The sequence below is a fragment of the Microcoleus sp. CZ3-B2 genome (assembly GCF_036705055.1).
Lineage (GTDB): Bacteria > Cyanobacteriota > Cyanobacteriia > Cyanobacteriales > Microcoleaceae > Microcoleus.
Genome location: NZ_JAUBTN010000036.1, coordinates 31,813 through 53,625, shown reverse-complemented (window position 1 = coordinate 53,625; position 21,813 = coordinate 31,813). Strand labels below are relative to the sequence as shown.

Genomic DNA, 21,813 nt, shown 5'->3' with positions numbered 1-21,813 from the left:
ATTCCCTGACTAATAGCTTGAGATTTTGTAGTAGGTACTCGTTATTAGTTAAAATTCAAAACTTCCTAAACCTAATGTTTTGCCCTCACGCCCGTCAAAACTCGGATCTGTTTCTTTAGCCTTTTGAAAATAAGCGCGAGATTCAGCATCTTTTCCTAATGTGCGGGCGATCGCACCAGCCCGGTAAAAGATACCCGCATCGCGAATGCCCGATCGCATTATTTCGGCCATCACCCGATCGGCTTTTTGCCATTCCCCAGTGCTAGAAAGTGCCTTGGCGTAAATATCCAACGTCACAGCATCCCTGCGGATTTTTACCTCATCCTGCATTAACAGCAGCGCTTCGGCGACATCCTGCGATCGACCTTTTTCCAACAGCAAACTCGCCAAATCGCGCCGGTGTCCGAAACCGCGAGCTCCAGAAGCCTGTTCCTGTCGCAGCCCCGCTTCTGCTTTGTCGCGCAGTCGCTTGGAGGATATCGCATCTCCCTGCAACTCCTTCACCCTCGCCATACCGCGATCCACAAGGCGATCGTACACCGTCGCAGCACCCCCAGCATAGGCAGAAACCTTACTGTAACTAGCCTCCGCTTCCCGATAATTGCCCTGGTTGGTTTCCAAATCCGCCAAATAAATCAGCGCCAGCGGGTTTCGAGGCACCAACCGCAGCGATTCCAAAAATAGCGCTTTCGCCTGCACAAACTGGCCGCGGCGGGCGTAAAAGCGACCTAAGAGCGATCGGGCCCGCGCCGATCCCGCAATCTCTCCGGGTTCCTCCGCCACCATTGCTTGTCGGTAATCCTGCAAAACTTCAGCATCTCGGCCCTGCGCCTCTCTCACTAACGCTCTTAATGTGAGAGAACCTAAGTTAGGAATCCGATTAACTAAGGTTTCTGCGGCTGTGTTTGCCTCACTAATTTTTCCCATCGCCAAGTTAGATGTAACCGAAAGGGCGATCGCATCTTCATTATTAAAACCCACCTGTTTAGCCAAGCGCAAAGCACTAGCAAAATCGTGTCTCGCTTCAGCAATTCGAGCTAAAACCAACAGCGCACCTTTGTTGTCAAAAGGCAAATCGGCGATCGACCTTTCGGCCGCCTGTTCCGCCAATAAAAACCAACCACCCTCCCCAGTTGCGCGAGCCATTTTCAGATAAACTCCCGCCAACGCAGCCCGATTCAAACCGCTGCGGGAATCTACAGCCAATCGCTGCTGGTAAAAAGCAATTTCTTGCTGAATAGCTTCCTTTTGATTAGGATTATTTCTCAGAGCTTCAAAAAAATGGTAGCGGTAATTTGCATCAAGATTAGCCGGAGTTTTCTCCGCAAACAAATCAGAAATAAAACGCAGATTTGGGGGAATGTTAATAACAGCAATACCCACAACAGGAACTGCTATCAATAACCACCACCAAAAAACATCAGATTTTATTACTTGTCCTGTTTTAGTTTTCATACATCCCCGTTAATCAGCGTTCATCGGCGGTAAAAAAAAGTATTTTAGATAGTCATTTCTCAAAAAGATGAGGCACCCTAGGGCGGAGCGAAGCGGAGGGATTGGGCGGAGCGAAGCGGAGGGATTGGGCATCTTGCCCGCTCGCGAAGTAGAAGGCTGGGCATAGGGCTATCCTCACCACACGAGCGAACCGCTATATGTCATTAGCCAACAAGCAATCACCAATCACCAATCACCAATCACCAATCACCAATCACCAATTACTAATTACTAATAACTAATTACTAATAACCAATAACCAATAACCAATAACCAATAACCAATAACCAATAACCAATAACCAATAACTAATTCGGCAAAGCCAAATAAGGAAAATTCGGTTCTAACGGCTTGTGTCCCTGAGCCGGATTTCCCGGAGTTCCGTTATATGAAACATTATCGCCAACCGGAGAACCCACCAAAGCTCCCAGAGTGATATCGATAACATCGTCCATCAGCATACGACCTCCGATCAAACTTCCTTGAGCATTTGTCGCACTACCGTAGCCGCTGGGTTTTGTGGTATCGATCCGCATGACATCGGGTAAGAAAGCTTGGGCGATCGCATTTGGATCGACATTATCGCTACCATCCAAAAGATCCACAGCATTCAGAGTAGCAACAGCTTCCTGCCGCACCGGAGCAGCAGCAGCGCTCAAATCCAATTTCGGAGAAATACTATTAAATGCCTCCATAAACGCGGGAGTAACTACCAAACCCTCGTTAATTGCAGGTCTCGCCAAGCGCTCGAATTGTTTGAAACCGCCAACTCCATCCCGGATCGAAATTGTTGACCAAACATCAAAAGTATTCGCCCCAGTTCCTGCTTGCAAAAACGCTTTCGGAACGCGGACGGTAATTGTATTGACGTTGTAACCTTTTGTAAAGTCGATCGCTTGATTCGGTGGCTTGAAACCTACTTTCGCCCCCGTGCCCAAAGCCCCAGCGCGGACTCGGAAAAATTGTTCTACATCAAAGAAAAACGGATCTTCCCGCAAACCTGCAAATACAGTCAAGTTAGAACCGTTCACAGGTACTGTATTCAAAACAGCATTAGAATTCAGCGGAGTTGTGGCAATTAGTCCGCCATTAACTGTAGTCTTAGTAGTTGTCTCGGAGCCACCGCGAATTACAGTTATAGCTACCGCTTGCATACCTTGATTGTTAGGCGGACTGAAGGCAAATCGCAAGATAGTATCGGCGCGTCCAGTAGGTGTAGAATTAACATCACCTACCTGCGAGATGTTAAATTGGTAGAGGGCTGTAGTGCTGAAATAATATTGATAGCGCGCTACAGACCTAGGATTTGAATTCATTGTCAATATTAAATCCCCGTCCGCAGCACTGGAATTTTGGTCTTTTTCGCGATATACGTACAGGTCTGTTAAATTAACAGTTCGACCTTTGATATCGACTTCGCCGTCGTCGTGGTCGGAAGCGGCAATTATCCCTGGAGTTAATACAACAATTAGAGCTAATTCAATAGCTAGTATGGTTTTACGAAACTTTTTTGTTAGCTTCACAGTTAGCACCTTTATTTCAATGGGATTTTTGGACAAATCAATGGCAAATAACCCGCGTTGGCGGGTTGTATTTTTTTAGCAAAAGGTTTCAACCTTTCAACCTGTGGGGCTTTGGTGCTGTTGCCGATTATTCTGCTATCAGTATACGAGTTAGTATACGAAGGTTTGGCAATTTTGGATCTGTGCAGAAATATTAAGTATTAAAAACTAAACCGTCAGCACCCAACTGTTGCGGTTGTTGCTACTAACAAAAGCAGCAGGTACAATTTCAAGATTCATGCCCAAAGCCTTGAAAGTAGCGCGAATAGCTGCAGCGTGGGCGGCTTCTGCCATGCCGATGCTAGCTCCTGCGGTAATCAAACCCGGAGTCTTCAACTTGGCAGCTTCCACAGTGTAGGCGATCGCAGCATCGGTCTCTAAAGCCAGGGCTAATTTAGCAATATTTACATCAGAATCTATATTTCCCTCCTTCTTATTGATGTATGATGAAAGGTCGTAACTCGACTTGGCTGTCACGGGATTTGCGCCCAAATTTTTCACCGCAGAAGCGAGAAGATCTCGGTGCTCTTTGTGGTCGTTTTGATTGCGGAGTGCTAGGGCTAAGACTGCTTTGCCAACATCAGTATTTGTGAGCTTCCCTGCTGCAAAAGTGTAGGCCCAAATTGCCTGATGTTCGTAAAAAAGTGCATTGTTGAGAATAGCAGCATCATTTTTGTTGTCATCGGGAGTGGCGGCGATCGCCTTTTCCCCAAGCAGCGAAATGCCCAAAGCGCCAGCTAACCCGGCAATAGCACCACCTGCAAGCGCAGCGCGGCGCGATCGCAAATTATAATTATGGCGAGTTTTCGACATTTGAGATAAAGCTATTTCTTCATTTTGCATAGAACGTATTGCTAGGTTTGAAAAGTTAACAAAAAAGGTGACAAAAGTGCAAGATAAATCGGGAGCGTGATAATTTAAAGCATGACAAAATTGGCCCGTCAAGGCCTACTTACGATCGCATCCCCAATTGACTTACAATTATGTTCTATAGTGATATACGCCAAATATTTAATTTTGGATCTGTGCACTCAAAACAATTTTTTTTAGGTACACTGAGATGACAGGCCAGAAGCCCAGGGATGAATCGCTGCTTTTAGTGCAGATTGCCCGGAAAGACCAAACGGCACTAGCTCAACTTTACGATCGCTACGGTCGCCAAAGTTATGCACTAGCTTACAAAATCCTGGGTTCGGTAGAAGAAGCGGAAGAAGTGGTACTAGATGTTTTTTCCCAAATTTGGCAAAAAGCAGCAACTTACGATCCTTCTCGCAGTCGAGCGGATACGTGGTTGTTCATGCTTACCCGCAGTCGTTCCCTCGATAGACTCCGAGTTTTGCAGCGAACAGTCCGGGCGGCCGAAGCTTGTCTGGAAGATGCGAAAATTCCTTCTTCGAGCCTTCCAGAACCGATGGAAGATGCAATAATCGAAGAACGCAGGGAACGAGTCAAAGCAGCGCTAGAAAAGTTGCCAGCAGAACAGCGAATTGCGATCGAACTCGCCTACTACCAAGGGCTGACTTGTGCGGCAATCGCGACTAAAATTGGTATTCCGACAGGTACAATCAAAACCAGAATTCGTTTGGGTCTTTCTAAATTGCGTCAAGCTTTGAGTGAAGAAATTTAGGTTGTCACAAAAACACAAGTTAAATTGTCTAACCTCAATCGAAAATTATGGCATCTCGAATTTTCGATATTTAGTGCGAAAAAAATACTCTAAAATCCCAAATCTAAAATCTAAAATCTAAAATGGAAATGATGCCGGATGAGGAGTTTAATATGCTTGCAGTTTTTCAAGTTCTCGATACGCTCGACGAGTCAGAAAGTCGCGCACTTGCAGAGAAATTGCAGAAATCGCCAGAACTGGAAAGCGAACGGGTGGCCTTGGAATCAGCAATTTCTGCGATCGCCTACACAGCCCCTCCAGTTCCCGTCGCCCCCGACCTAAAAAACCGCCTATTGCAGCGTATAGCCGAACTGCCGCCTACTCCGGCAGAATTAGTCAATTTACCGCCAATTGTTACCGAGAAAACTGAGAATAATACTCGCTCTTTAATTGTGCGATCGGGCGATGTCAAATGGAAACCTTATGGAGTTCCCGGAGTTTGGATCGGCAAGCTTTCTTTTGATAAGAAAAAGCGCGAAATCACCTGCTTGATGCGACTGGAACCGGGAGTAAGTTTTCCCCTGCACCGACACGCGGCATCGGAAGAAGTCTTTGTATTAGAAGGAGATTTAATTGTAGAAGGGGAAGTTTGTCATCAAGGCGATTACATTCGTTCGGTTCCCGGTTCCATACATTCGCCGCTCAGTGAAGGGGGATGTTTGCTGTTAATGAAAAGTTCCCTAAATAACGAAATGCTTGTTTGATATCGACAATTCGGTTTGTAGTAAGGAATGCGAGTCCGGGCGGTTTTGTGGACGGTCGTCCTCACTACAAACTGAATTTAGGTTTGTAGTAAGGAATGCGAGTCCTTAAGCTGTTTAAAATTCCAACTAAATAAGGTGAATGCTATGCTAAATTACTGGCGCTTAACTGCTGTGATGTGCGCCGTTATTATACAATTTATACCTAGCGACAAAAGCGCGATCGCCCAAGAACACGAAGGATGTTTTTTGGTTAACTCAGCGGGAGAAGTGATTAACTTAAATCAGTTGTGTTCGCCTGAAGAATCTATTCAACTTATAGGAAACGATGGGAAATTTATTGAAGACTACAAACGCTTAGCAAAAAGCTACTCTCCAGAAGCAACCGGCAATTTACTGCAAGCAATCCAAAGAACCCCCGGTAGAAAAATTGCCGCAGCTAAAAAAATGTGTGCGGATGCAAAATCGGGACTTTCTTTGGCGGAAGTTAAATTAAAGGCGATCGGACAATCTCTCAGCATCGAAAATCCAAATGTCAAAGAAAGTTTTCTGGCTGATGCCGATATTATTACCACTCTTGCAGCTAACCATTATTGCCCGGAATTAGCAAATAAATAAATTAGTTGAAAGACGGAATTTTCCCGATTGAGGATGCGATCGACAATGATAATTATTTGTGCAATTTAAAATAGATGAAACATTTAAAATCAAGTTCCGCCGACTTGCGGGATTTATTCAAAGACAGTATTACTGTTAAATACCTGGCGGAACCGCTAAAATCTGTCCCCGCTGACGAAGATGCAGCCAAATTGCGATCGTGGATGGAGGCCAGGGATTTTGACGTGCTGGGGATCGAAGAAAACGGCACTGTTTGCGGTTATATAGAACGATCGCACTTAATCACAGGTAAATGTAGCGACTACCAGCAAATTTTTCACCCCTGTGAATTAATCGCCGCCGCGACTCCGCTGATGGAATTGTTGCCGCTACTGCGAGAAAAACCGAGATTGTTTGTATTGGAAAGCAACCGCATCAACGGGATTGTCACCTGTGGCGATTTGCAAAAAGCACCGGTGCGGATGTTGCTGTTTGGGTTGGTGACGCTGCTAGAAATGAATTTATTGCGGATTGTGCGGATCTATTTTCCCCAAGATTCGTGGCAAAATTCGCTTAAGGGCGATCGTATTTTAGCGGCCAAACATCTTTGGGGATTAGGGCGATCGCGAAATGAAGCAATTGACTTAATCGATTACCTGCAATTCTGCGACAAGCGAGATTTAATCCTGACGAATGCCGAAATAATCGATCGGCTGGGGCTCAAATCCAAGCGTTACGGAGAGCGTTTTTTAAAGTCAGCAGAAGCATTGAGAAACAAATTAGCTCACGCCCAAGATTTAATCAACGGTTCTTCTTGGCCGGAAGTAATTTTGCTCGCTCAGGAAATAGAAGCGTTATTACAGCGCTGCGAAGAAATTGAAATCACCACAACCACTAAATTATAGCCTTTTTCAAAAAGGTTAAAAGTTAGTCGATTTGAAATTTGAGATTGATGGCTCCATCGATACCTCATATCAATTCCGGTTGCACTCCTCATGATGTTAACTGTTAACTGTTAACCACTAACTACTAACTACTAACTATTAACTGTGAATTTACTATTCCGATGAAGAGCGGATTTGATCTCATCTTTCGCTCTAACTGCTACAGACAGCATTCAACCTTTAATTTCTTAGTCCACGGAGCCGGACATAGTTTGTATAGCAGCGATTTCAATCGCCGTCAGATATCTGATTTAATTTCTAATTTTGAGTTTCCTGTTAGTATACTGAGGAACCCAACCTTGAGCAGTGGTGTAATACTGCACGGCTTTCAAGTAAAGCAACGGAGTTAAATAAAACCAATGTTCGGTATTGGGTGGCACTTTTATGTATTCTTCAGCTTGTAACATTAATTGTACCTGAGAGCCGTTAGGATACACAAATCCAAAAACACATTCGCCAGCTAACACATGAAGAACTTCTGCATCTGCGTGGGTGTGAGTGCGATCGCTTTGAGTCATGAGTGGGTAAATTTGCGGCGAACCGGGATGCAGCACTTTTAAGTCGCACCACTGACATCCGCTTGTACGCTTTAACTGTTCAAACTTGTTGTTAAATGCTGAGAGAATCTGCTGTTTTTCTGTGAGGCTGAGAATGTCTTGGATGAGAATTTCTTGAACCGCAGGATTTTTTTTCGTTAGCAGGCGATCGACCTCAATATTTAAAATAGCCAGTTGGCTGGCGATCGCGCAAATATCGCTGTATGTCGTACCGTCTTCTAGTTGCAGAACAGCCATCGTACACCACCTATTTATTTGACTTTGAGAAGAATTTAGTTTCCAGTTTCTATATACTGTTGTGACAAACTAAACTCCTGCTTATTTTCAATAATAGCCGATCGCTCAAATTAGATATTGTGCTTCCCTAACCTTCAAAGTGATATCATATTTTAACTATCAAGCCTTAAATTTTAACTTTTATTTAAGAACCTGGCGAGTAGAGTCCGCCCCAATCATCTGACAAAACTCAAAAAATTGACAGCAGCATTCCCGCCATGCAAGCAGTCATAAAACAAGCCACAGAACCAGCAATCATCGCCCTCATATCAATTTCGGTTGCACTCCTCATGATGTTATATCGTTTCTGCTTGCATTGGAATGATTTAACCACAGAGAACACAGAGTACACAGAGGGAGAGAATATATATCTGAATCATTCCGATGCTACCGGATTTGATGTTAACGGTTAACAGTCAACAGTCAACAGTCAACAGTGAATTTACTATTCCGATGAAGAGAGGATTGGAGATCGGGCCCAACCGAGCAAAATCGCCCTGATGCGATAGTGCGATCGCACCAATCCCCCAAATTTGAATCCCGATGAAACCAATATTAGAAAAACTGCACAAAGCATAAATCGGAATAATTGCCGATCGTTCAGAAATCGTTTATGGTGATAAACGAAGAGAAAACAATGAGAGTCGGCAACACTGCAAAAGCGATAAAACGCTCCATCAATTTTTCTCCATATAAAAACTTTTCTCCGCTATATAAAAAAATTAGAAACTGGGTAACTAAATCTCCTAAAAATTTAAATAGCGCCAAACCACGAGCAGTTTTGAGAATCAAAATTGTCCAAATTAGCTGCCAAGCAATTCCCCAAAGTACGGGAAGCCACTTAACAGCGCGCCGAGAAACTGAAAACGCCTAGGACAAAGCGACAAAAACCGCTAACCCCAAGAGAGAAATAAGTCTGTCCATTTCAGTCAGATTCCCTTATAATCAGAGACTAAAGCTCAAAATTACGGCGCAGCATAATTGCTGCTACATTTATGCCTCTACCTATAGTTGCTATTATTGGACGCCCCAATGTAGGCAAATCGACGATCGTCAACCGTTTAGCCAACAGCCAAGACGCAATCGTCCACGACGAACCGGGAATCACGCGCGATCGCACCTACAGACCAGCATACTGGGGCGATCGCGAATATCAAATCGTAGACACAGGCGGGCTAGTATTCGACGACGAAACCGAATTTCTGCCATTAATCCGGGAACAAGCACTGGCGGCCCTTGCAGAAGCCAGCGCAGCCATTTTCGTAGTAGACGGAAAAACCGGACTCACAGGCGGCGACGAATCCATCGCATCTTGGCTGCGCCTGCAAAAAGTCCCCGTCATTCTCGCCGTCAACAAGTGCGAATCGGAAAATACCGGACTCACCCAAGCAGCAGACTTTTGGACATTGGGACTAGGAGAACCTTTCCCAATTTCCGGGATTCACGGTAACGGCACCGGCGAATTGCTAGACGAACTAATGACTCACCTTCCCACAGAAATAGAGCCAGAAGTAGATGAAATTAAAGTAGCAATTATCGGTCGTCCCAACGTCGGAAAATCGAGCTTGCTAAACGCATTTCTCGGAGAAAACCGCGCCATAGTCAGCCCAATTTCCGGCACAACCCGCGACGCGATCGACACCATAGTAGAACGCAACGGTCAAACCTACCGCCTGATCGACACCGCCGGAATTCGCAAAAAGAAAAACGTCGAATACGGCGCAGAATTCTTCGGCATCAACCGCGCCTTCAAAGCCATCCGCCGCGCCGACGTTATACTGCTAGTAATTGACGCAATTGATGGCGTTACGGATCAAGACCAAAAATTAGCCGATCGCATCAGCCAAGAAGGTCGAGCCTGCATCATGGTCGTCAACAAATGGGATGCCATAGAAAAGGATAACGACACCATCTACGAGTACGAAAAAGAAGTAAGAAGCAGACTTTATTTCCTCGACTGGGCAGAAATGATTTTCGTCAGCGCCATGAGCGGACAGCGAGTTGAAAAAATCATTGAATTAGTAGACAAAGCCTCCGACGAACACAAGCGTCGCGTCCCCACCGCCGTGATTAACGAAGTCATAGAAGAAGCCACAAGCTGGCACTCAGCGCCAGTTACCCGCCAAGGAAAACAAGGCAAAATCTATTACGGAACCCAAGTGCGATCGCAGCCGCCAACAATTGCATTGTTTGTCAACGATCCCAAACGGTTCACCGAAAACTACCGTCGTTACATGGAAAGCCAATTCCGCAAACACCTAGGCTTTACCGGCACACCAATGCGGCTGCTATGGAGAGGCAAAAAAGTTCGAGCCACCGAAGTCAGCACAACAAACAGAGCACTCCGAGTCAAGTAATTTGAGAATTTAGATTAAAAAAAACGCAGTTTAATGATATAATTAAGTTGCGTTTTTTTTATGTTTTTCTCCTTCTTTTCTCCTCCTTCTTTTCTCCTCCTTCGCGTCCTTCGCGTCTTCGCGGTTCAATCAATTCATATTCTTAAAAATCTAAAATCTAAAATCTAAAATCGCAACATGGATTTACTTCGATCGCTCCCGATAGGACTTTACCTAGAACAACCCGTAACCTGGCTGCACCGCGTAGACTCCCGCGTCAAACTAGCCTGGTTGATGACATTCCTGATCGCGCCCATACTCGCCAACCCCGCTTGGAGGTTGATGCTAGTAGCAATGTTAATCGTACTGACACTAACCGCAGCCATTCCCCTGCGCGTGTGGAAACAGCAAATGGGACTGCTGCTGCTATTCTGCCTTTTAGTATTTTGCCTCAGCGCGATCGCCCCCGATGCACTCCCCTCAGAACACCAGCCCCGCATCCCCGCCGACGAATTAACCTTTTCCCAACAGCCCGCAACCCTTCCACCCCCTCCAGAGCCGAAAGCCTGGTACAAACCTTTTAATTTAGGCTCAAACTCCCCAACCCAAAATTCCAAATCTCAACCGCAAACGAAACTCCCCCAACCCACAAACTACCGTTACGTTTTATTTAAAGGCGGCCCGATAACAATCACACGCAAATCCATAGATTTAGCTATCAACGTCAGCACCTTATTTTTCACAGTAATTTACAGCACCAACCTCTACCTACTCACCACAGCCAGCGAAGAAATCACCTGCGCCATTGAAAATTTAATGAGCCCGCTGCGCCGCTTGCACTGGCCTGTCACCGAAATAGCGCTAACATTAACATTATCTTTGCGCTTCATTCCCCTAGTATTGGAAGAAATACAAAATTTAGTGCGATCGGTCAGCACCAGAGCCATAAACTGGAAAAAACTCGGATTTCGCCGCGCCGCTCAAGTTTGGCTGCTCATCGCCGAGCGACTGTTAGAAAACTTGCTGTTGCGAGCCGAACAAATAGCCAGCGCCATGACTGTTCGAGGCTTCACCAGCCCCGATCGACACCGTGTAGAATGGCATCAGTTGCACTTCAAAATCCGAGACTGGATCGCCCTCGGTTGCTTGATCCTTCTCTGGAGCGCCCGCTTGGTTTGGGGTTGGGACAGTTAGGATTTTAGATTTTAGATTCTTCGACTTCGCGAGAGAACAAGTTTTAGATTTTAGATTTGGGGATTGATTGATTGATTGATTTGGGATTGAGTGATTGAGTGATTGATTGATCGGTAGTTGACACCACATTAGACCGGTTTGGCGATCGCGCTTCCTCGAAAAAGTTTACACGCCCGCCGAACGCAGGGATTGCGGGCAATAAAATTCTCAACACAGCAGCATTAAAGGTAAAATGAATCGAGTTTCCTGCAACCAGCTAGCTGCTGGGCCGCCAAGGACGCTGTTATCAAAGCTCTAGGCACCGGATGGGGGGGAATACGATATGCAGATGTGGAAGTTCGGCGGGACGATCGCGATGCTCCAAACGTGCAACTGCACGGAACAGCAGCAGCACGAGCCTCAGCCACGACGGAGACTACTGCACCGCAGGGCGCGATCGCCCTTTGTACCCCGCCAGAAAACAACCCCCTCCCGTGATTCGCCAGCGAAACTTAAATCTAAAATCTAAATCTTTAAACTAAAATTGATCGACTGTGAGCATAAATGACTACAGAAACCTACCTGAACCATCCAAACTTCGGCCTCCTCTTCAGGGTATCCCAGGTTGAAGACAGCCAAGAATTATTCACCACACTATACGCCCAACGCCTATTCTTCTTAGTGACAAACGGCCCAGGCGGCCTGAGATTTGAACCCATCAGCCGCTCCGACGCTCGCCTGATGGTAGAAATTCGCCTGCGAGCCCTCCGCCGCAACGGGCAATACAAAGATTACGACCAATTGCAAGCCATTCACCAGCGTACATTTCAATAGCGAAAATCTGTCATTGGTCATTAGTCATTAGTCATTGGTAATTGGGAATTTCGTAATTGGGAATTCCTCGTTACCAGGCTCTGCCTGGTAATGCAGATCCCGAGGCTCTGCCTCTCTTTACCTCGCCGCCTCTGGAAACACAGAAGTGTAGCAGATGTTGAAATTAAGTAACCGGGCATCATTAATTACAAAAAGACTCTTGACGCTGATTCGGCCCTGGGGCGATATGCAAGTGTAATTAATTCAGCACGCCCTACTGATTAAATTTTCGTTCCTAACTTTCCTTCCCTCCACTTCCGAGCATTGAGCAACTATGACCATTACCTCTCGAATTAACAGCATTCGCCAACACTTGCCCGAATCAGTGCGGTTAATTGCCGTTACCAAACAGGTATCGACTGATGCTATCCGCGAAGCATACGGCGCGGGCATCCGAGATTTTGGGGAGAGCAAGGTTCAAGAGACTGTCGAAAAACAAAACCAACTGCAAGATTTGCCCGACATCAACTGGCACCTCATCGGGCACTTGCAAGCCAACAAAGCAGCCAAAGCCCTAGAGCATTTCCAGTGGATTCATTCTGTGGATAACTTAAAATTGGCAGCTAGGCTCGATCGCATAGCGGGCGAACAGTCCTGCTCTCAGGAAGTCTGCCTGCAAGTCAAAATGTTGCCAGATCCCGACAAATACGGCTGGACAGTCCCAGAACTGCTTGCCGACCTCCCAGAACTGAATAAATGTCAGAATCTCAAAATTCAAGGTTTGATGACAATACCTCCGCTAGGATTAGATGAGGCGCAAATCCTAGAATTGTTTAACAGCACCCGCGAACTTGCTAATAAAATCCAGCAGCAAAATTTGCCCCACATCCAAATGCAGCAGCTCTCGATGGGGATGTCGGGAGATTATCATTTGGCAATTCAAGCAGGTGCTACTATGATACGGCTAGGAACAAGCTTGTTTGGCTCTAGAAGAGAGGACAACTTGGGTTAAAAATAGAGTAGTTAGCGACCCGCGGCTAACCCGCAACGCGAGTATAGTCGGGGCAGTACAGTCGTGAAGGAGCTTAAAGAGTGAGCATTTTTTCTAAGCTACGAGATTTTGTAGGCTTCAACAATGAAAGTGAATACGATTACGAATACGACGAAGCGGATGGAGATCGTTTTCAAACCGTCTACCAACCGCCCGAACCAAACGCCGCTGCAGCCGCTGCAGCAGAAGAAGAACGCCGCCAAAATCGCAGAATGCGGGAGCGGTCAGTAGTAGGATCGACAGGTACGGATGTTGTTGCACCAACCGGGGGAGTAGGGTCAGTAATGAATAACGTGATTGGAATGCCTGGAGCTATGAACGGGATTTCGGAAGTAGTAGTAATGGAGCCGCGCACTTTTGAAGAGATGCCGGCAGCAATTCGAGCGCTGAAAGAGCGCAAGTCTGTGGTTTTGAACCTGACTGTGATGGATCCAGACCAAGCGCAAAGAGCTGTAGACTTTGTGGCGGGCGGTACTTACGCCCTTGACGGTCATCAAGAGCGAATTGGCGAAAGCATTTTCTTGTTTACGCCTAGCTGCGTGCAGGTGAGAACTCAGTCTGGTGTGGTTCACGAAGTGCCCCCAGCCCAAGGACGCCCCCGCCCTGCTGCTGCTCCTGCACCGACTGTCTGGCCGGCAGAACAAGCTCCAATGGCTCAGTAGTCATTAGTCCTTAGTCAGTAGTCAGTAGTCAGTAGTCAGTAGTCCTTAGTCCGTAGTCAGTAGTCCTTAGTCCGTAGTTAACAACTAATAGCTGTGGAATCAAGACTGCGGATTAATAACCTTAGCTAACAACTAAGTAGCCCATGACTAATGATTACTGACTAACAACTAACAAATAACAACTAATATCGTTTCCGGTTGCACCGTCAGGTGTTTTAACCGCAGAGAACACAGAGGACACAGAGGGAGAGAATAGAGATTAGAGTAATTTCGATTCTACCGGATTTGATATAACAACTAACAACTAACAAATAACAACTAGCAACTAACAAATAACAACTAACAACTAACAAATAACAACTAACTAATGACTAAGATTAAATTTGGTACGATCGGCGGCGGGGTAATGGGAGAAGCTCTCCTGTCGCGCCTCATAGCACAAAAAGTTTATTTACCCTCAGAAATATTGGTCAGCGATCCGCAACCCCAACGGCGCGAATTTTTGACGGAAACCTACGGAATCGCTACAACAGCAAGCAATCTAGAAGTTGCTACCGCTACAGAAGTGCTGTTTTTGGCGATTAAACCGCAAATGTTTGATACGGTAGCTTTGGAGTTGGCGGTGGCGGCCGATCGCCAACAAGCAAATAATGGAGAAACGGCTAATTCCCAGCCCGAAGCGTTGATAGTATCGATTTTAGCAGGAGTCCCGCTCAGCAAGCTAGAACCGGCGTTTCCGGGGCGGGGAGTGCTGCGGGTGATGCCGAATACTCCGGCGACGGTGGGGGCGGGAATGAGCGCGATCGCCCCTGGCAAACTCGTGCAACCAACGGATTTAGAATTGGTAAAACGCATCTTTGGCGCTGTGGGAGAAGTCGTGGAAGTTCCCGAAAGTATGCTGGATGCGGTGACTGGGCTTTCCGGTTCCGGCCCTGGTTATGTGGCAATTTTTATCGAAGCCTTGACAGATGGCGGAGTTTGTGCTGGACTGCCACGGGCGATCGCCTCTCAATTAGCAATCCAAACTGTATTCGGTACAGCGAAGCTATTACAAGAAACAGGAATGCACCCCGCCGAATTAAAAGATCGAGTGACAAGTCCCGGCGGCACAACTATTGCCGGAATTGCTAAATTAGAAAGTAATGGCTTTCGATCTGCTACGATAGAAGCAGTCAAAGCAGCTTATTTGCGTTCTCAAGAATTAGGGAAATAGGTGTTATATCAAATCCGTTCGATTGACCGCAATCACTAAGTAAGTCGGTGGGGAAAAACACAACTGTGTTAAGAAAGATAAATGAGGCTCAAACCCCAATCCCTCCTGCATTCTGTCTCCTGACTCCTGCCTCATCCCAACTACAAATATTTACGCCTTTCTACTTAAAGTCCGCACTAAGAACGAAGGGTTTTTGTTATGGTCATCAACCGGACATGATATGATTATCGATCGCTAGCTGCTGTTTCCAATTTCTCTCCAATCCTCGGTTCAGTACCGTTCAACAAGCGCTGAATATTGCTGCGGTGCCGCACAATCACAAATACGCCGCCCGCAATTGCAAACAATACATAAGCCAGCGGTTGATGTAAAGCAAACATCAATCCAGCAACGCTAATTGCTCCGATAATCGAGCTTAAAGAAACAATTCGGGACACTGCAAAAACAATTCCAAAAATCCCTAAAGTTCCTAAACCAACTGGCCAATACAAACCCAGCAAAACTCCCAAACTCGTAGCCACAGATTTACCGCCGGTAAACCCCAGCCAGATAGACTTGCTGTGGCCCAAAACAGCAAACAAGCCTGTTAAAGTTGCCATCCAAGGGATGACAGTGGCAGTATTTTCTACACCTGCGCCGATCGCTAGCTGACTGGTAAAATCTAGAGAGTAAATGTAGCGGGTTAGGACAATCGCGCTTACGCCCTTCAACACATCAACCAGCAACACCGCCAACCCCGGCCCCTTCCCCAAAGTCCTGAGTACATTAGTCGCGCCAGTCGAACCAGAACCCACCTCTCGAATATCAATTCCCAGCATCCATTTACCCAGGGTATACCCAGTCGGAATGGAACCCAGCAGATAAGCTGCTATTAAAAGTGCGCCATTTAAAACTATCCAGCTAGTCATGTTTTAATTTAATCTTCGTGTATTTTTACAATTTGCCATAGCAAATGTGTTTTTTTACCTTCATAAATAGAGGGCGGATTTTGCCTCGATCGAGTTGCTTGTTTCATAGATTCTGAACTCAACCCGCCCCTACCGGGAATGGTGTGTTTTTTGCTTGTCCAATCAGCAATTACCGATTACCATTACCCGTTTATAATTACTAATTACCCATTCAAAAATCCTTAGGAACCATCAAACTTTGCGGATCGGGAGCAAAGGCCAGCCACAGCGGAAATTGCAGCATTGACAAACTAATTAAATCCTCAGTTTCATCGATCGCAATTAGCGGCAAATTGCCATCTTTCACCAGTCGATCGGCTTTTTGAGCCAAAGCCTCGGGAGACTCAAACATAATAATGCCGCGTTCCGGGCCAAAATCGCTGCGAGTAATCCCCAAACAGTCCTGCAAACCCCTGCGCCACTCTCCCAAACGTTCGGGAGTGTTGGCGAGCACCAAAGTCCGCACCCGTGCGCCGTAGACGCTTCTGAGGACAGAAACAATCGCCGAAGTAATCAAGATATTTTGCAAGCGCGAACCCATAGTTCGCAAAGCGCCCCTTCCTCCTTGGGTGAAAAACCAGTTAGAGACTCGTTCCGCGTGGATGGGTTCAAAGGTGCGGCGGAGTTGCCAAGCTGGGCCGTAGTAGTCCGGGAGGGTGCGATATTGGTCGAGGATGCGGCGAATTTGTTTGGTTTGTTCTTGAAATCCTGGTTCGGCAAATCTCAGATTTACTGGTGCTGAGGACTCCGATTCGTCCGCATACATTTGCTTGGGCGTTTCTTGGATTGGCGGTGTCAAATCTAAGAGTTCCGCAGTGGCGGCCAAATCCTGCAAACTTCCGACTAGATAGTCTTTGAAACCCTGGACTCGGATGGCTAAGTCTTGGGAAACGCCTGCAAAAGTTGTCCGCATTTCCTTTTGAATTCGATCGCGCCGGCGTTCGAGTTTTTCTATTTCGATTTGTAGGGTTTGTTTGCGCTTGTCTAATTGAATCAAGCCGTCTTGTACCAAACGCCCCATCGATGATTGAGCCTCGCTCAACGCTTCTAATGCTTTGGCTTTGTCGGCTTCCAGCGCCGCAATTTTTTCTGTCAAATTTTGTTCTTGCTGGAGCAATTTTTGAACTCGATCTGCCACATTTTCGGTAACATTTTCTGAAATTTCTGTCACCGTTGCGGCGGTTGCTGTTGGCTGGGAGTCTGTTTCTGGCTCGATTCGACCGATCCTCTTCGAGGGCTTCGCTAACGCGCTTTCAAAAGAGCGATCGTCTGTTTCTGGCTGAATTTGATCGATCGCGCTTGCTGCGTCCGCTTCATCGGCGATTTCGGCCTCTTCCTCGGCCCAGGGGTCTGTTTCTGGCGGGAATTGGGCGGCAGGTTTGTTAAGAGCGATCGGCTTTTGCGGTGTCTGAGATGGAAGTTGGTACTCCGTCTCAGATACCGATAAGTTTAGTTCGCCGTCAGCGGCGGCTGTTTCTTGAGGTTTTTGGGTTGGAGATTCGTCTGAATTCATGGGAAATTTTGTTCGGCCCAGGGCACGGAAAAGCTAAATATTTTAAATTAACAACTTTTTTAGTCTTGACGGAGACAGCGCTGTTCTAAGCAGGTCTGTAGCATTTTACGATCGAACAGAACCGGCAGAAAGTGAATGCTGTTAATTTCTTTGAAATAGAACAAAATCGGCAGCGCGGGCCAAAATATCCGCCAATTTTGCCATTCTCGGTAAGGAAAGCGGCGGATTAAGTTTTGCGATCGATAAATGTCCAAATCCGTTGCGGTGAATTGCAGCCGGATGGTGGCGGCTTGGTACATCAGAAACAAGCCGAACAGCGAAAGCGGCAAACTCGCCCACTTCTGCACGAACAGCAGCGGTACGGCGGCCAGTACCAGCACTAGGGGAATCGCAAAACTCGGGGCGAGCTCGATCGTATTTGTGGGCGCGGTCGCAGAGGCGGTTGTATTCACAGGTTTAAATCAAAGGTACATAAACGAATGTTGCCAATTATTCATATTTTATCTGTTTCCTAGCTTACAAGCCTTTGAGTACGCTAGAACCCGTCCCCTGAAACATGATCCAAGTCATCAAAAAGTTAACCACAAAAATTGCCAGCAAAGCCGTCACCACCGCTGTAGTAGTCGATTGTCCCACACCTTTTGCGCCGCCGGTGGTGGTCAAACCCCAGCTAGTACCGATTACAGCAATCAAAGCACCGAACACAAAAGCCTTAATTGCTGCGCTGCAAATATCCCACAGACTCAGGAAATGCCGGACAGATTCTAAAAACACTGTTTGAGAGATGCCGTACATTGTCGTTGCAATCAGCAGCCCGCCGATGATGCCGGTGACTAGGGACAATATTGTCAGAATTGGCAGCATCAAGCAGCAAGCAATGACGCGGGGAATTACTAAGTAGTCTATCGGGTCTGTTCTGAGCATCAGCAGGGCATCTATCTGCTCTGTGACCTGCATCGTGCCGATTTCCGCCGCAAAAGCCGAACCTACCCGTCCCGTCACGATTACCGCTGTTAAAACGGGGCCGAGTTCGCGAGTCAAAGACAAAGCCAAAACGCCGCCGACGACATTGCCGGCACCGAGGTTAATAAACTCCCTCGCTACCTGAATTGTAAATACCATGCCGACAAAACCAGCAGTCAGCAAAGCAATCAACAGCGATTCCGGGCCAACTGCTGCCATTTGGTCGAGGGTGTTGCGGCGGTTAATTTTGCGCGTCAGCAGGTGCAGCATGACTTGGCCGCCCAATAAAATTGCTGCGAACAACCGCTTACTCCACAAACTGAGGCTCGACTGTGTAGTTGTACTCAAGGGATTTTGACTGTAGAACAACTGCCAAAAATGAAATCTATCTACAAATCTTAAACAAGTTTCTTCTCTAAGATTTAAGATTTTTGACAGAATTGGCTGCGGAGGGCGATCGCTGCCTATCGTAGAAAAAGACAAGTTTTGTTTACTTGCACCTTTCGGCAGTTTAGCTGAATTTACTGACTCTTATGAGCATATTTCCTAATTTTCTTCGCTCTTTACTGCTGACGGGCCTGTTGAGCTTTGTCGCTCCCTTATTGTCGATCGGCGCGGGATTGACTGGCTGTGCGCTGATTAGCCTCGTCCCTGGCTTCCAAGGGCTCGGTCGTTCTGGAGAAAACATGATTTTACAGTTCTTAGCGACTTTCGGCAGTGGCTCTCCTCTGCAGGGTGTTTTGGCGATCGGTCTAGCTTTTGGTTTGGTTGGTGCTTTGTTTGATACCTACGCTTCTTATCAGCATTCGCGGTGGGATTGACCGACTTGAGAAAAAGCAGAGCAATATCAAATTTAACATTATTTAGCTGTGGCTCCCTCGGATACCTGCGCCTGTAATGATTTAGCAGTACGATCGCCAATGTTCGGAAATGCGATCGCCCTTTTTGCGGAAAACCGAATATCGCTGTTGCGGAAGCAGGAATATATTAAATACAGGTTGAGTCAAGTGTTTCTCAACCTCTAACAACGTAAGAGATTCGAGGTATCAATTATGGCACTTATTCGTTGGGAACCTTTGCGAGAAATGGACTCCTTGCAGCGAGAAATGAATCGGTTGTTTGATAGCTTGACACCAGCGACCGATCGCCCATCTAACGGCCTAGCTTTTGTCCCCCCCGCCGAACTCAATGACACTCCCGAAGCCATCCACCTTAAGTTAGAAATCCCAGGAATGGAAGCTCAGGATTTGGACGTACAAGTAACCGCAGAAGCGGTGGCTATTAGTGGCGAAAGGCGATCGGAAATCAAGAGCGAAGATAAAGGCATAACCCGTTCAGAGTTTCGCTACGGTTCCTTCCGCCGGGTGATTCCCCTACCCGCACGAGTTCAAAATGACAGCGTACAAGCTGAGTACAAAAATGGGATTTTGAACTTGACTTTACCAAAGGCGGAAGCAGAAAAGAACCGCGTGGTTAAAGTTCAACTCGGCTAATCAATAATTCTTTACCACTTTAGTTAGTTTATTAATAGGGGGCGCAGTGCGTACCCCTATTCTTTGGGTAATTGGTAATTGAAAATTGAAAATTGAAAATTGCGAGTTTAAGGAATAATTCTTCCCTCTTCCCTCTTCCCTCTTCCTTCTTCCCTCTTCCTTCTTCCCTCTTCCTTCTTCCTTCTTCCTTCTTCCCTCTTCCTTCTTCCTTCTTCCTTCTTCCTTCTTCCGACGGACTTACATCCGTTACATCCCGTACATTGCTCGTTGCCGAACTTCCTTCTTCCATCTTCCGACGGACTTACATCAGTTACATCCGTTACATCCCGTACATTGCTCGTTGCCGAACTTCCTTCTTCCAACCGTGTTAAACTCAAATCAGCAATGGTTGGTGGGGAGACTGGCGTGCCGAGTCAGGGAGTTGGAGGACATGGAACTGCATCGGAATTTGGAAACTTAACCGGAATGACTCGCCAAGAAGTCGATGACTTTTTGCGCGGACTGGGTGCAGAAATCCGACCTACTAAAGGTGGTTATCTTGAATAGGAATTTGCCGCTCGTTCGCGAGTCCATATTCGTATTGATGGTGAAGTTATACGCACCGCTGCTCCTAGATACGGTTCAGATGGCAGAAGAATAAACAAAGGTTTGCGTCTTGACAAAGACGGCAGTTTGATCAAAACACGCGATGAATTTGGCAACCCAATTCTGGGTACACACAATACTGGAGAAAAAGTGAGGAATTAGTATGCCGGATGACTACAACTTACTTAATTTAGGTGGACTGACATCCCTCGTAACCAATGTCAATGTCTCTTTGTGGGGAAATGAAATTTTATTTCAATGTATTTACGATCCTACAGGAGACCGCTTGCCTTATACCATAGTATTTCATGACTGCCGAGATGTCAGTTGGGAAGTGTTCCATCCTGAAGATGTACAAGATCCTGAAGCTGATTTAATTGGCATTCATTTGGGTGAAGACGAGCACCGTCAAGCAGCTTTAATTCATACAGACATTTTTGCAATTTCTATTTTGTATGGCAGCTTCAGTATTCACAAAGGAGAGGATTTAAATTTAGAAATAACAGATTTAGAAACAAAGGTTTTGGTGTCATAACCGCCAGTATTCTTGTAGAGACTTTAAATTGCCTCGCGACTAAGTTACATATTAGTTAATAATATGATACCTATAAAATAACCATTGTGAGGTTCGATCGTTCGGACTTGTGTCCGCCAAATAAAAGAGGAGATAAATCCCAGCACCTCAACGAATTACCAATTTTTTAGTAAAGACAGTAGGTATTCTTGCCCGCATCAGTTTACGATACTTAATAGAACTTTTTTGCCAAACGAGGTAGAACAAAATGCCTGATATTGTGGATATTGCCGTAGGTGCGGGTTCCTTCCAAACCCTGGTAACAGCGGTGCAAGTAGCTAATTTAGTAGATGCACTCAAAAGTCCGGGGCCTTTCACCGTCTTTGCACCCACTGACGATGCTTTTGCGAAATTGCCACCGGGAACTATCACTACGCTAGTGCAGAATGTCCCCCAACTGAGCAGAATTTTGATGTTTCACGTCGTCTCCGGCAAGTTTATGAAGGCTGATTTGGCAAAACTCGGTTTTGTTACTTCTTTAGAAGGTTCGCCGATTAAAATTGATTGTTCTGACGGTTTTGAAGTGAAAAACGCTACTGTTGTCGCGGCAGATATCGAAGCTGACAATGGTGTCATCCACGTTATTGATAACGTGATTTTGATGGGATAATTTCACTTTTCAAATTCGCTGCGGGAGCGAAGCAGGTGTCTTGCACTGCAGCTTCGCTCCCGATCGCACTTTTATTTTGTGAC

At 46.3% G+C, this 21,813-nt stretch carries 28 protein-coding genes and 1 pseudogene; 18 read left to right on the top strand and 11 right to left on the bottom strand.

What is annotated here, in order from left to right; all coding sequences use genetic code 11:
- Window positions 1-48: 48 nt before the first annotated feature.
- The 3 genes from QUA97_RS17150 to QUA97_RS17140 all read right to left on the bottom strand — a co-directional run bounded on the left by QUA97_RS17150 (window position 49) and on the right by QUA97_RS17140 (window position 3,899).
- A complete protein-coding gene (locus QUA97_RS17150; protein WP_194068371.1) occupies window positions 49-1,455 on the bottom strand; it encodes a tetratricopeptide repeat protein in 1,407 nt (468 codons plus the stop codon).
- A gap of 347 nt (window positions 1,456-1,802) precedes the next feature.
- Entirely contained in the window at window positions 1,803-3,017 is a 1,215-nt protein-coding gene (locus QUA97_RS17145; protein WP_333195288.1) for a DUF4331 domain-containing protein, read from the bottom strand.
- Window positions 3,018-3,224: 207 nt separating this feature from the next.
- The gene (locus tag QUA97_RS17140) at window positions 3,225-3,899 is read right to left on the bottom strand and encodes a DUF4439 domain-containing protein (RefSeq protein WP_333195287.1); all 675 of its coding nucleotides are present in this window, start codon (window positions 3,897-3,899) and stop codon (window positions 3,225-3,227) included.
- A gap of 217 nt (window positions 3,900-4,116) precedes the next feature.
- Here QUA97_RS17140 and QUA97_RS17135 point away from each other — a divergent pair, with 217 nt between their 5' ends.
- The 4 genes from QUA97_RS17135 to QUA97_RS17120 all read left to right on the top strand — a co-directional run bounded on the left by QUA97_RS17135 (window position 4,117) and on the right by QUA97_RS17120 (window position 6,925).
- Window positions 4,117-4,683, top strand: a complete 567-nt coding sequence (locus tag QUA97_RS17135; protein ID WP_194068375.1) for a sigma-70 family RNA polymerase sigma factor — start codon at window positions 4,117-4,119, stop codon at window positions 4,681-4,683.
- Window positions 4,684-4,805: 122 nt separating this feature from the next.
- The gene (locus QUA97_RS17130; RefSeq protein WP_194068377.1) at window positions 4,806-5,426 is read left to right on the top strand and encodes a cupin domain-containing protein; all 621 of its coding nucleotides are present in this window, start codon (window positions 4,806-4,808) and stop codon (window positions 5,424-5,426) included.
- A gap of 144 nt (window positions 5,427-5,570) precedes the next feature.
- Window positions 5,571-6,041, top strand: a complete 471-nt coding sequence (locus tag QUA97_RS17125; RefSeq protein ID WP_333195286.1) for a DUF732 domain-containing protein — start codon at window positions 5,571-5,573, stop codon at window positions 6,039-6,041.
- Between the two features lie 74 nt (window positions 6,042-6,115).
- Window positions 6,116-6,925, top strand: a complete 810-nt coding sequence (locus QUA97_RS17120) for a hypothetical protein (RefSeq protein WP_194068381.1) — start codon at window positions 6,116-6,118, stop codon at window positions 6,923-6,925.
- A 290-nt stretch (window positions 6,926-7,215) separates the two neighbouring features.
- Here QUA97_RS17120 and QUA97_RS17115 read toward each other — a convergent pair whose 3' ends face one another.
- The gene (locus tag QUA97_RS17115) at window positions 7,216-7,758 is read right to left on the bottom strand and encodes an acireductone dioxygenase (protein WP_194068383.1); all 543 of its coding nucleotides are present in this window, start codon (window positions 7,756-7,758) and stop codon (window positions 7,216-7,218) included.
- 257 nt (window positions 7,759-8,015) lie between these two features.
- Here QUA97_RS17115 and QUA97_RS17110 point away from each other — a divergent pair, with 257 nt between their 5' ends.
- On the top strand, window positions 8,016-8,210 hold the full coding sequence (locus QUA97_RS17110; RefSeq protein WP_333195285.1) for a hypothetical protein: 195 nt from the start codon (window positions 8,016-8,018) through the stop codon (window positions 8,208-8,210).
- Between the two features lie 3 nt (window positions 8,211-8,213).
- Here QUA97_RS17110 and QUA97_RS28335 read toward each other — a convergent pair whose 3' ends face one another.
- A complete protein-coding gene (locus QUA97_RS28335; protein WP_442922535.1) occupies window positions 8,214-8,369 on the bottom strand; it encodes a hypothetical protein in 156 nt (51 codons plus the stop codon).
- A gap of 28 nt (window positions 8,370-8,397) precedes the next feature.
- Window positions 8,398-8,655: pseudogene (locus tag QUA97_RS17105) on the bottom strand (Na+ dependent nucleoside transporter N-terminal domain-containing protein); the annotation flags it as partial.
- Between the two features lie 137 nt (window positions 8,656-8,792).
- Here QUA97_RS17105 and der point away from each other — a divergent pair.
- The 7 genes from der to proC all read left to right on the top strand — a co-directional run bounded on the left by der (window position 8,793) and on the right by proC (window position 15,045).
- A complete protein-coding gene (gene der, locus QUA97_RS17100; protein WP_333195284.1) occupies window positions 8,793-10,154 on the top strand; it encodes a ribosome biogenesis GTPase Der in 1,362 nt (453 codons plus the stop codon).
- 177 nt (window positions 10,155-10,331) lie between these two features.
- Entirely contained in the window at window positions 10,332-11,327 is a 996-nt protein-coding gene (locus QUA97_RS17095) for an energy-coupling factor transporter transmembrane component T family protein (RefSeq protein ID WP_333092822.1), read from the top strand.
- A gap of 246 nt (window positions 11,328-11,573) precedes the next feature.
- Window positions 11,574-11,804, top strand: coding sequence for a 4'-phosphopantetheinyl transferase superfamily protein (locus QUA97_RS17090; protein WP_333195291.1), 231 nt, complete (start codon window positions 11,574-11,576; stop codon window positions 11,802-11,804).
- 66 nt (window positions 11,805-11,870) lie between these two features.
- Window positions 11,871-12,140 (top strand): transcriptional coactivator PipX, encoded by a 270-nt coding sequence (gene pipX / locus QUA97_RS17085; protein ID WP_194068390.1) that lies wholly within the window; start codon window positions 11,871-11,873, stop codon window positions 12,138-12,140.
- 313 nt (window positions 12,141-12,453) lie between these two features.
- Window positions 12,454-13,131, top strand: coding sequence for a YggS family pyridoxal phosphate-dependent enzyme (locus QUA97_RS17080; RefSeq protein ID WP_333195283.1), 678 nt, complete (start codon window positions 12,454-12,456; stop codon window positions 13,129-13,131).
- Window positions 13,132-13,211: 80 nt separating this feature from the next.
- Window positions 13,212-13,832: a cell division protein SepF gene (locus QUA97_RS17075; protein WP_194068394.1), complete on the top strand. Its 621-nt coding sequence runs from the start codon at window positions 13,212-13,214 to the stop codon at window positions 13,830-13,832.
- A 367-nt stretch (window positions 13,833-14,199) separates the two neighbouring features.
- Window positions 14,200-15,045 carry a pyrroline-5-carboxylate reductase gene (gene proC / locus QUA97_RS17070; RefSeq protein ID WP_333195282.1) on the top strand — a complete coding sequence of 282 codons (846 nt, stop codon included), beginning with the start codon at window positions 14,200-14,202 and terminating at the stop codon, window positions 15,043-15,045.
- 224 nt (window positions 15,046-15,269) lie between these two features.
- Here proC and plsY read toward each other — a convergent pair whose 3' ends face one another.
- From plsY to QUA97_RS17050, 4 genes are all read right to left on the bottom strand, one after another.
- Window positions 15,270-15,953: a glycerol-3-phosphate 1-O-acyltransferase PlsY gene (plsY, locus tag QUA97_RS17065; RefSeq protein WP_194068398.1), complete on the bottom strand. Its 684-nt coding sequence runs from the start codon at window positions 15,951-15,953 to the stop codon at window positions 15,270-15,272.
- 211 nt (window positions 15,954-16,164) lie between these two features.
- Window positions 16,165-17,505: a DUF3086 domain-containing protein gene (locus QUA97_RS17060; protein WP_333092828.1), complete on the bottom strand. Its 1,341-nt coding sequence runs from the start codon at window positions 17,503-17,505 to the stop codon at window positions 16,165-16,167.
- A gap of 59 nt (window positions 17,506-17,564) precedes the next feature.
- Complete coding sequence (locus QUA97_RS17055) at window positions 17,565-17,957, bottom strand: DUF3119 family protein (RefSeq protein ID WP_333195281.1); 393 nt, start codon at window positions 17,955-17,957, stop codon at window positions 17,565-17,567.
- 64 nt (window positions 17,958-18,021) lie between these two features.
- Window positions 18,022-18,816, bottom strand: a complete 795-nt coding sequence (locus tag QUA97_RS17050) for an MlaE family lipid ABC transporter permease subunit (protein WP_333092843.1) — start codon at window positions 18,814-18,816, stop codon at window positions 18,022-18,024.
- A gap of 185 nt (window positions 18,817-19,001) precedes the next feature.
- Between QUA97_RS17050 and QUA97_RS17045 the strand changes: the two genes are divergently transcribed.
- The 3 genes from QUA97_RS17045 to QUA97_RS17035 are packed head-to-tail and all read left to right on the top strand — an operon-like array spanning window position 19,002 to window position 19,961.
- A complete protein-coding gene (locus tag QUA97_RS17045) occupies window positions 19,002-19,289 on the top strand; it encodes a hypothetical protein (protein WP_194068401.1) in 288 nt (95 codons plus the stop codon).
- Window positions 19,290-19,337: 48 nt separating this feature from the next.
- Window positions 19,338-19,493, top strand: coding sequence for a hypothetical protein (locus QUA97_RS17040; protein ID WP_333118224.1), 156 nt, complete (start codon window positions 19,338-19,340; stop codon window positions 19,491-19,493).
- 27 nt (window positions 19,494-19,520) lie between these two features.
- Complete coding sequence (locus tag QUA97_RS17035; protein WP_333092830.1) at window positions 19,521-19,961, top strand: Hsp20/alpha crystallin family protein; 441 nt, start codon at window positions 19,521-19,523, stop codon at window positions 19,959-19,961.
- A 31-nt stretch (window positions 19,962-19,992) separates the two neighbouring features.
- Here QUA97_RS17035 and QUA97_RS17030 read toward each other — a convergent pair whose 3' ends face one another.
- Window positions 19,993-20,250 (bottom strand): hypothetical protein, encoded by a 258-nt coding sequence (locus tag QUA97_RS17030; RefSeq protein WP_333195280.1) that lies wholly within the window; start codon window positions 20,248-20,250, stop codon window positions 19,993-19,995.
- Between the two features lie 44 nt (window positions 20,251-20,294).
- Here QUA97_RS17030 and QUA97_RS17025 point away from each other — a divergent pair, with 44 nt between their 5' ends.
- From QUA97_RS17025 to QUA97_RS17015, 3 genes are all read left to right on the top strand, one after another.
- On the top strand, window positions 20,295-20,507 hold the full coding sequence (locus QUA97_RS17025; RefSeq protein ID WP_333133207.1) for a hypothetical protein: 213 nt from the start codon (window positions 20,295-20,297) through the stop codon (window positions 20,505-20,507).
- Window positions 20,508-20,709: 202 nt separating this feature from the next.
- Window positions 20,710-21,081: a hypothetical protein gene (locus QUA97_RS17020; protein WP_194068407.1), complete on the top strand. Its 372-nt coding sequence runs from the start codon at window positions 20,710-20,712 to the stop codon at window positions 21,079-21,081.
- A gap of 247 nt (window positions 21,082-21,328) precedes the next feature.
- Entirely contained in the window at window positions 21,329-21,730 is a 402-nt protein-coding gene (locus tag QUA97_RS17015; protein ID WP_194011615.1) for a fasciclin domain-containing protein, read from the top strand.
- The last annotated feature ends 83 nt before the right edge of the window (window positions 21,731-21,813 follow it).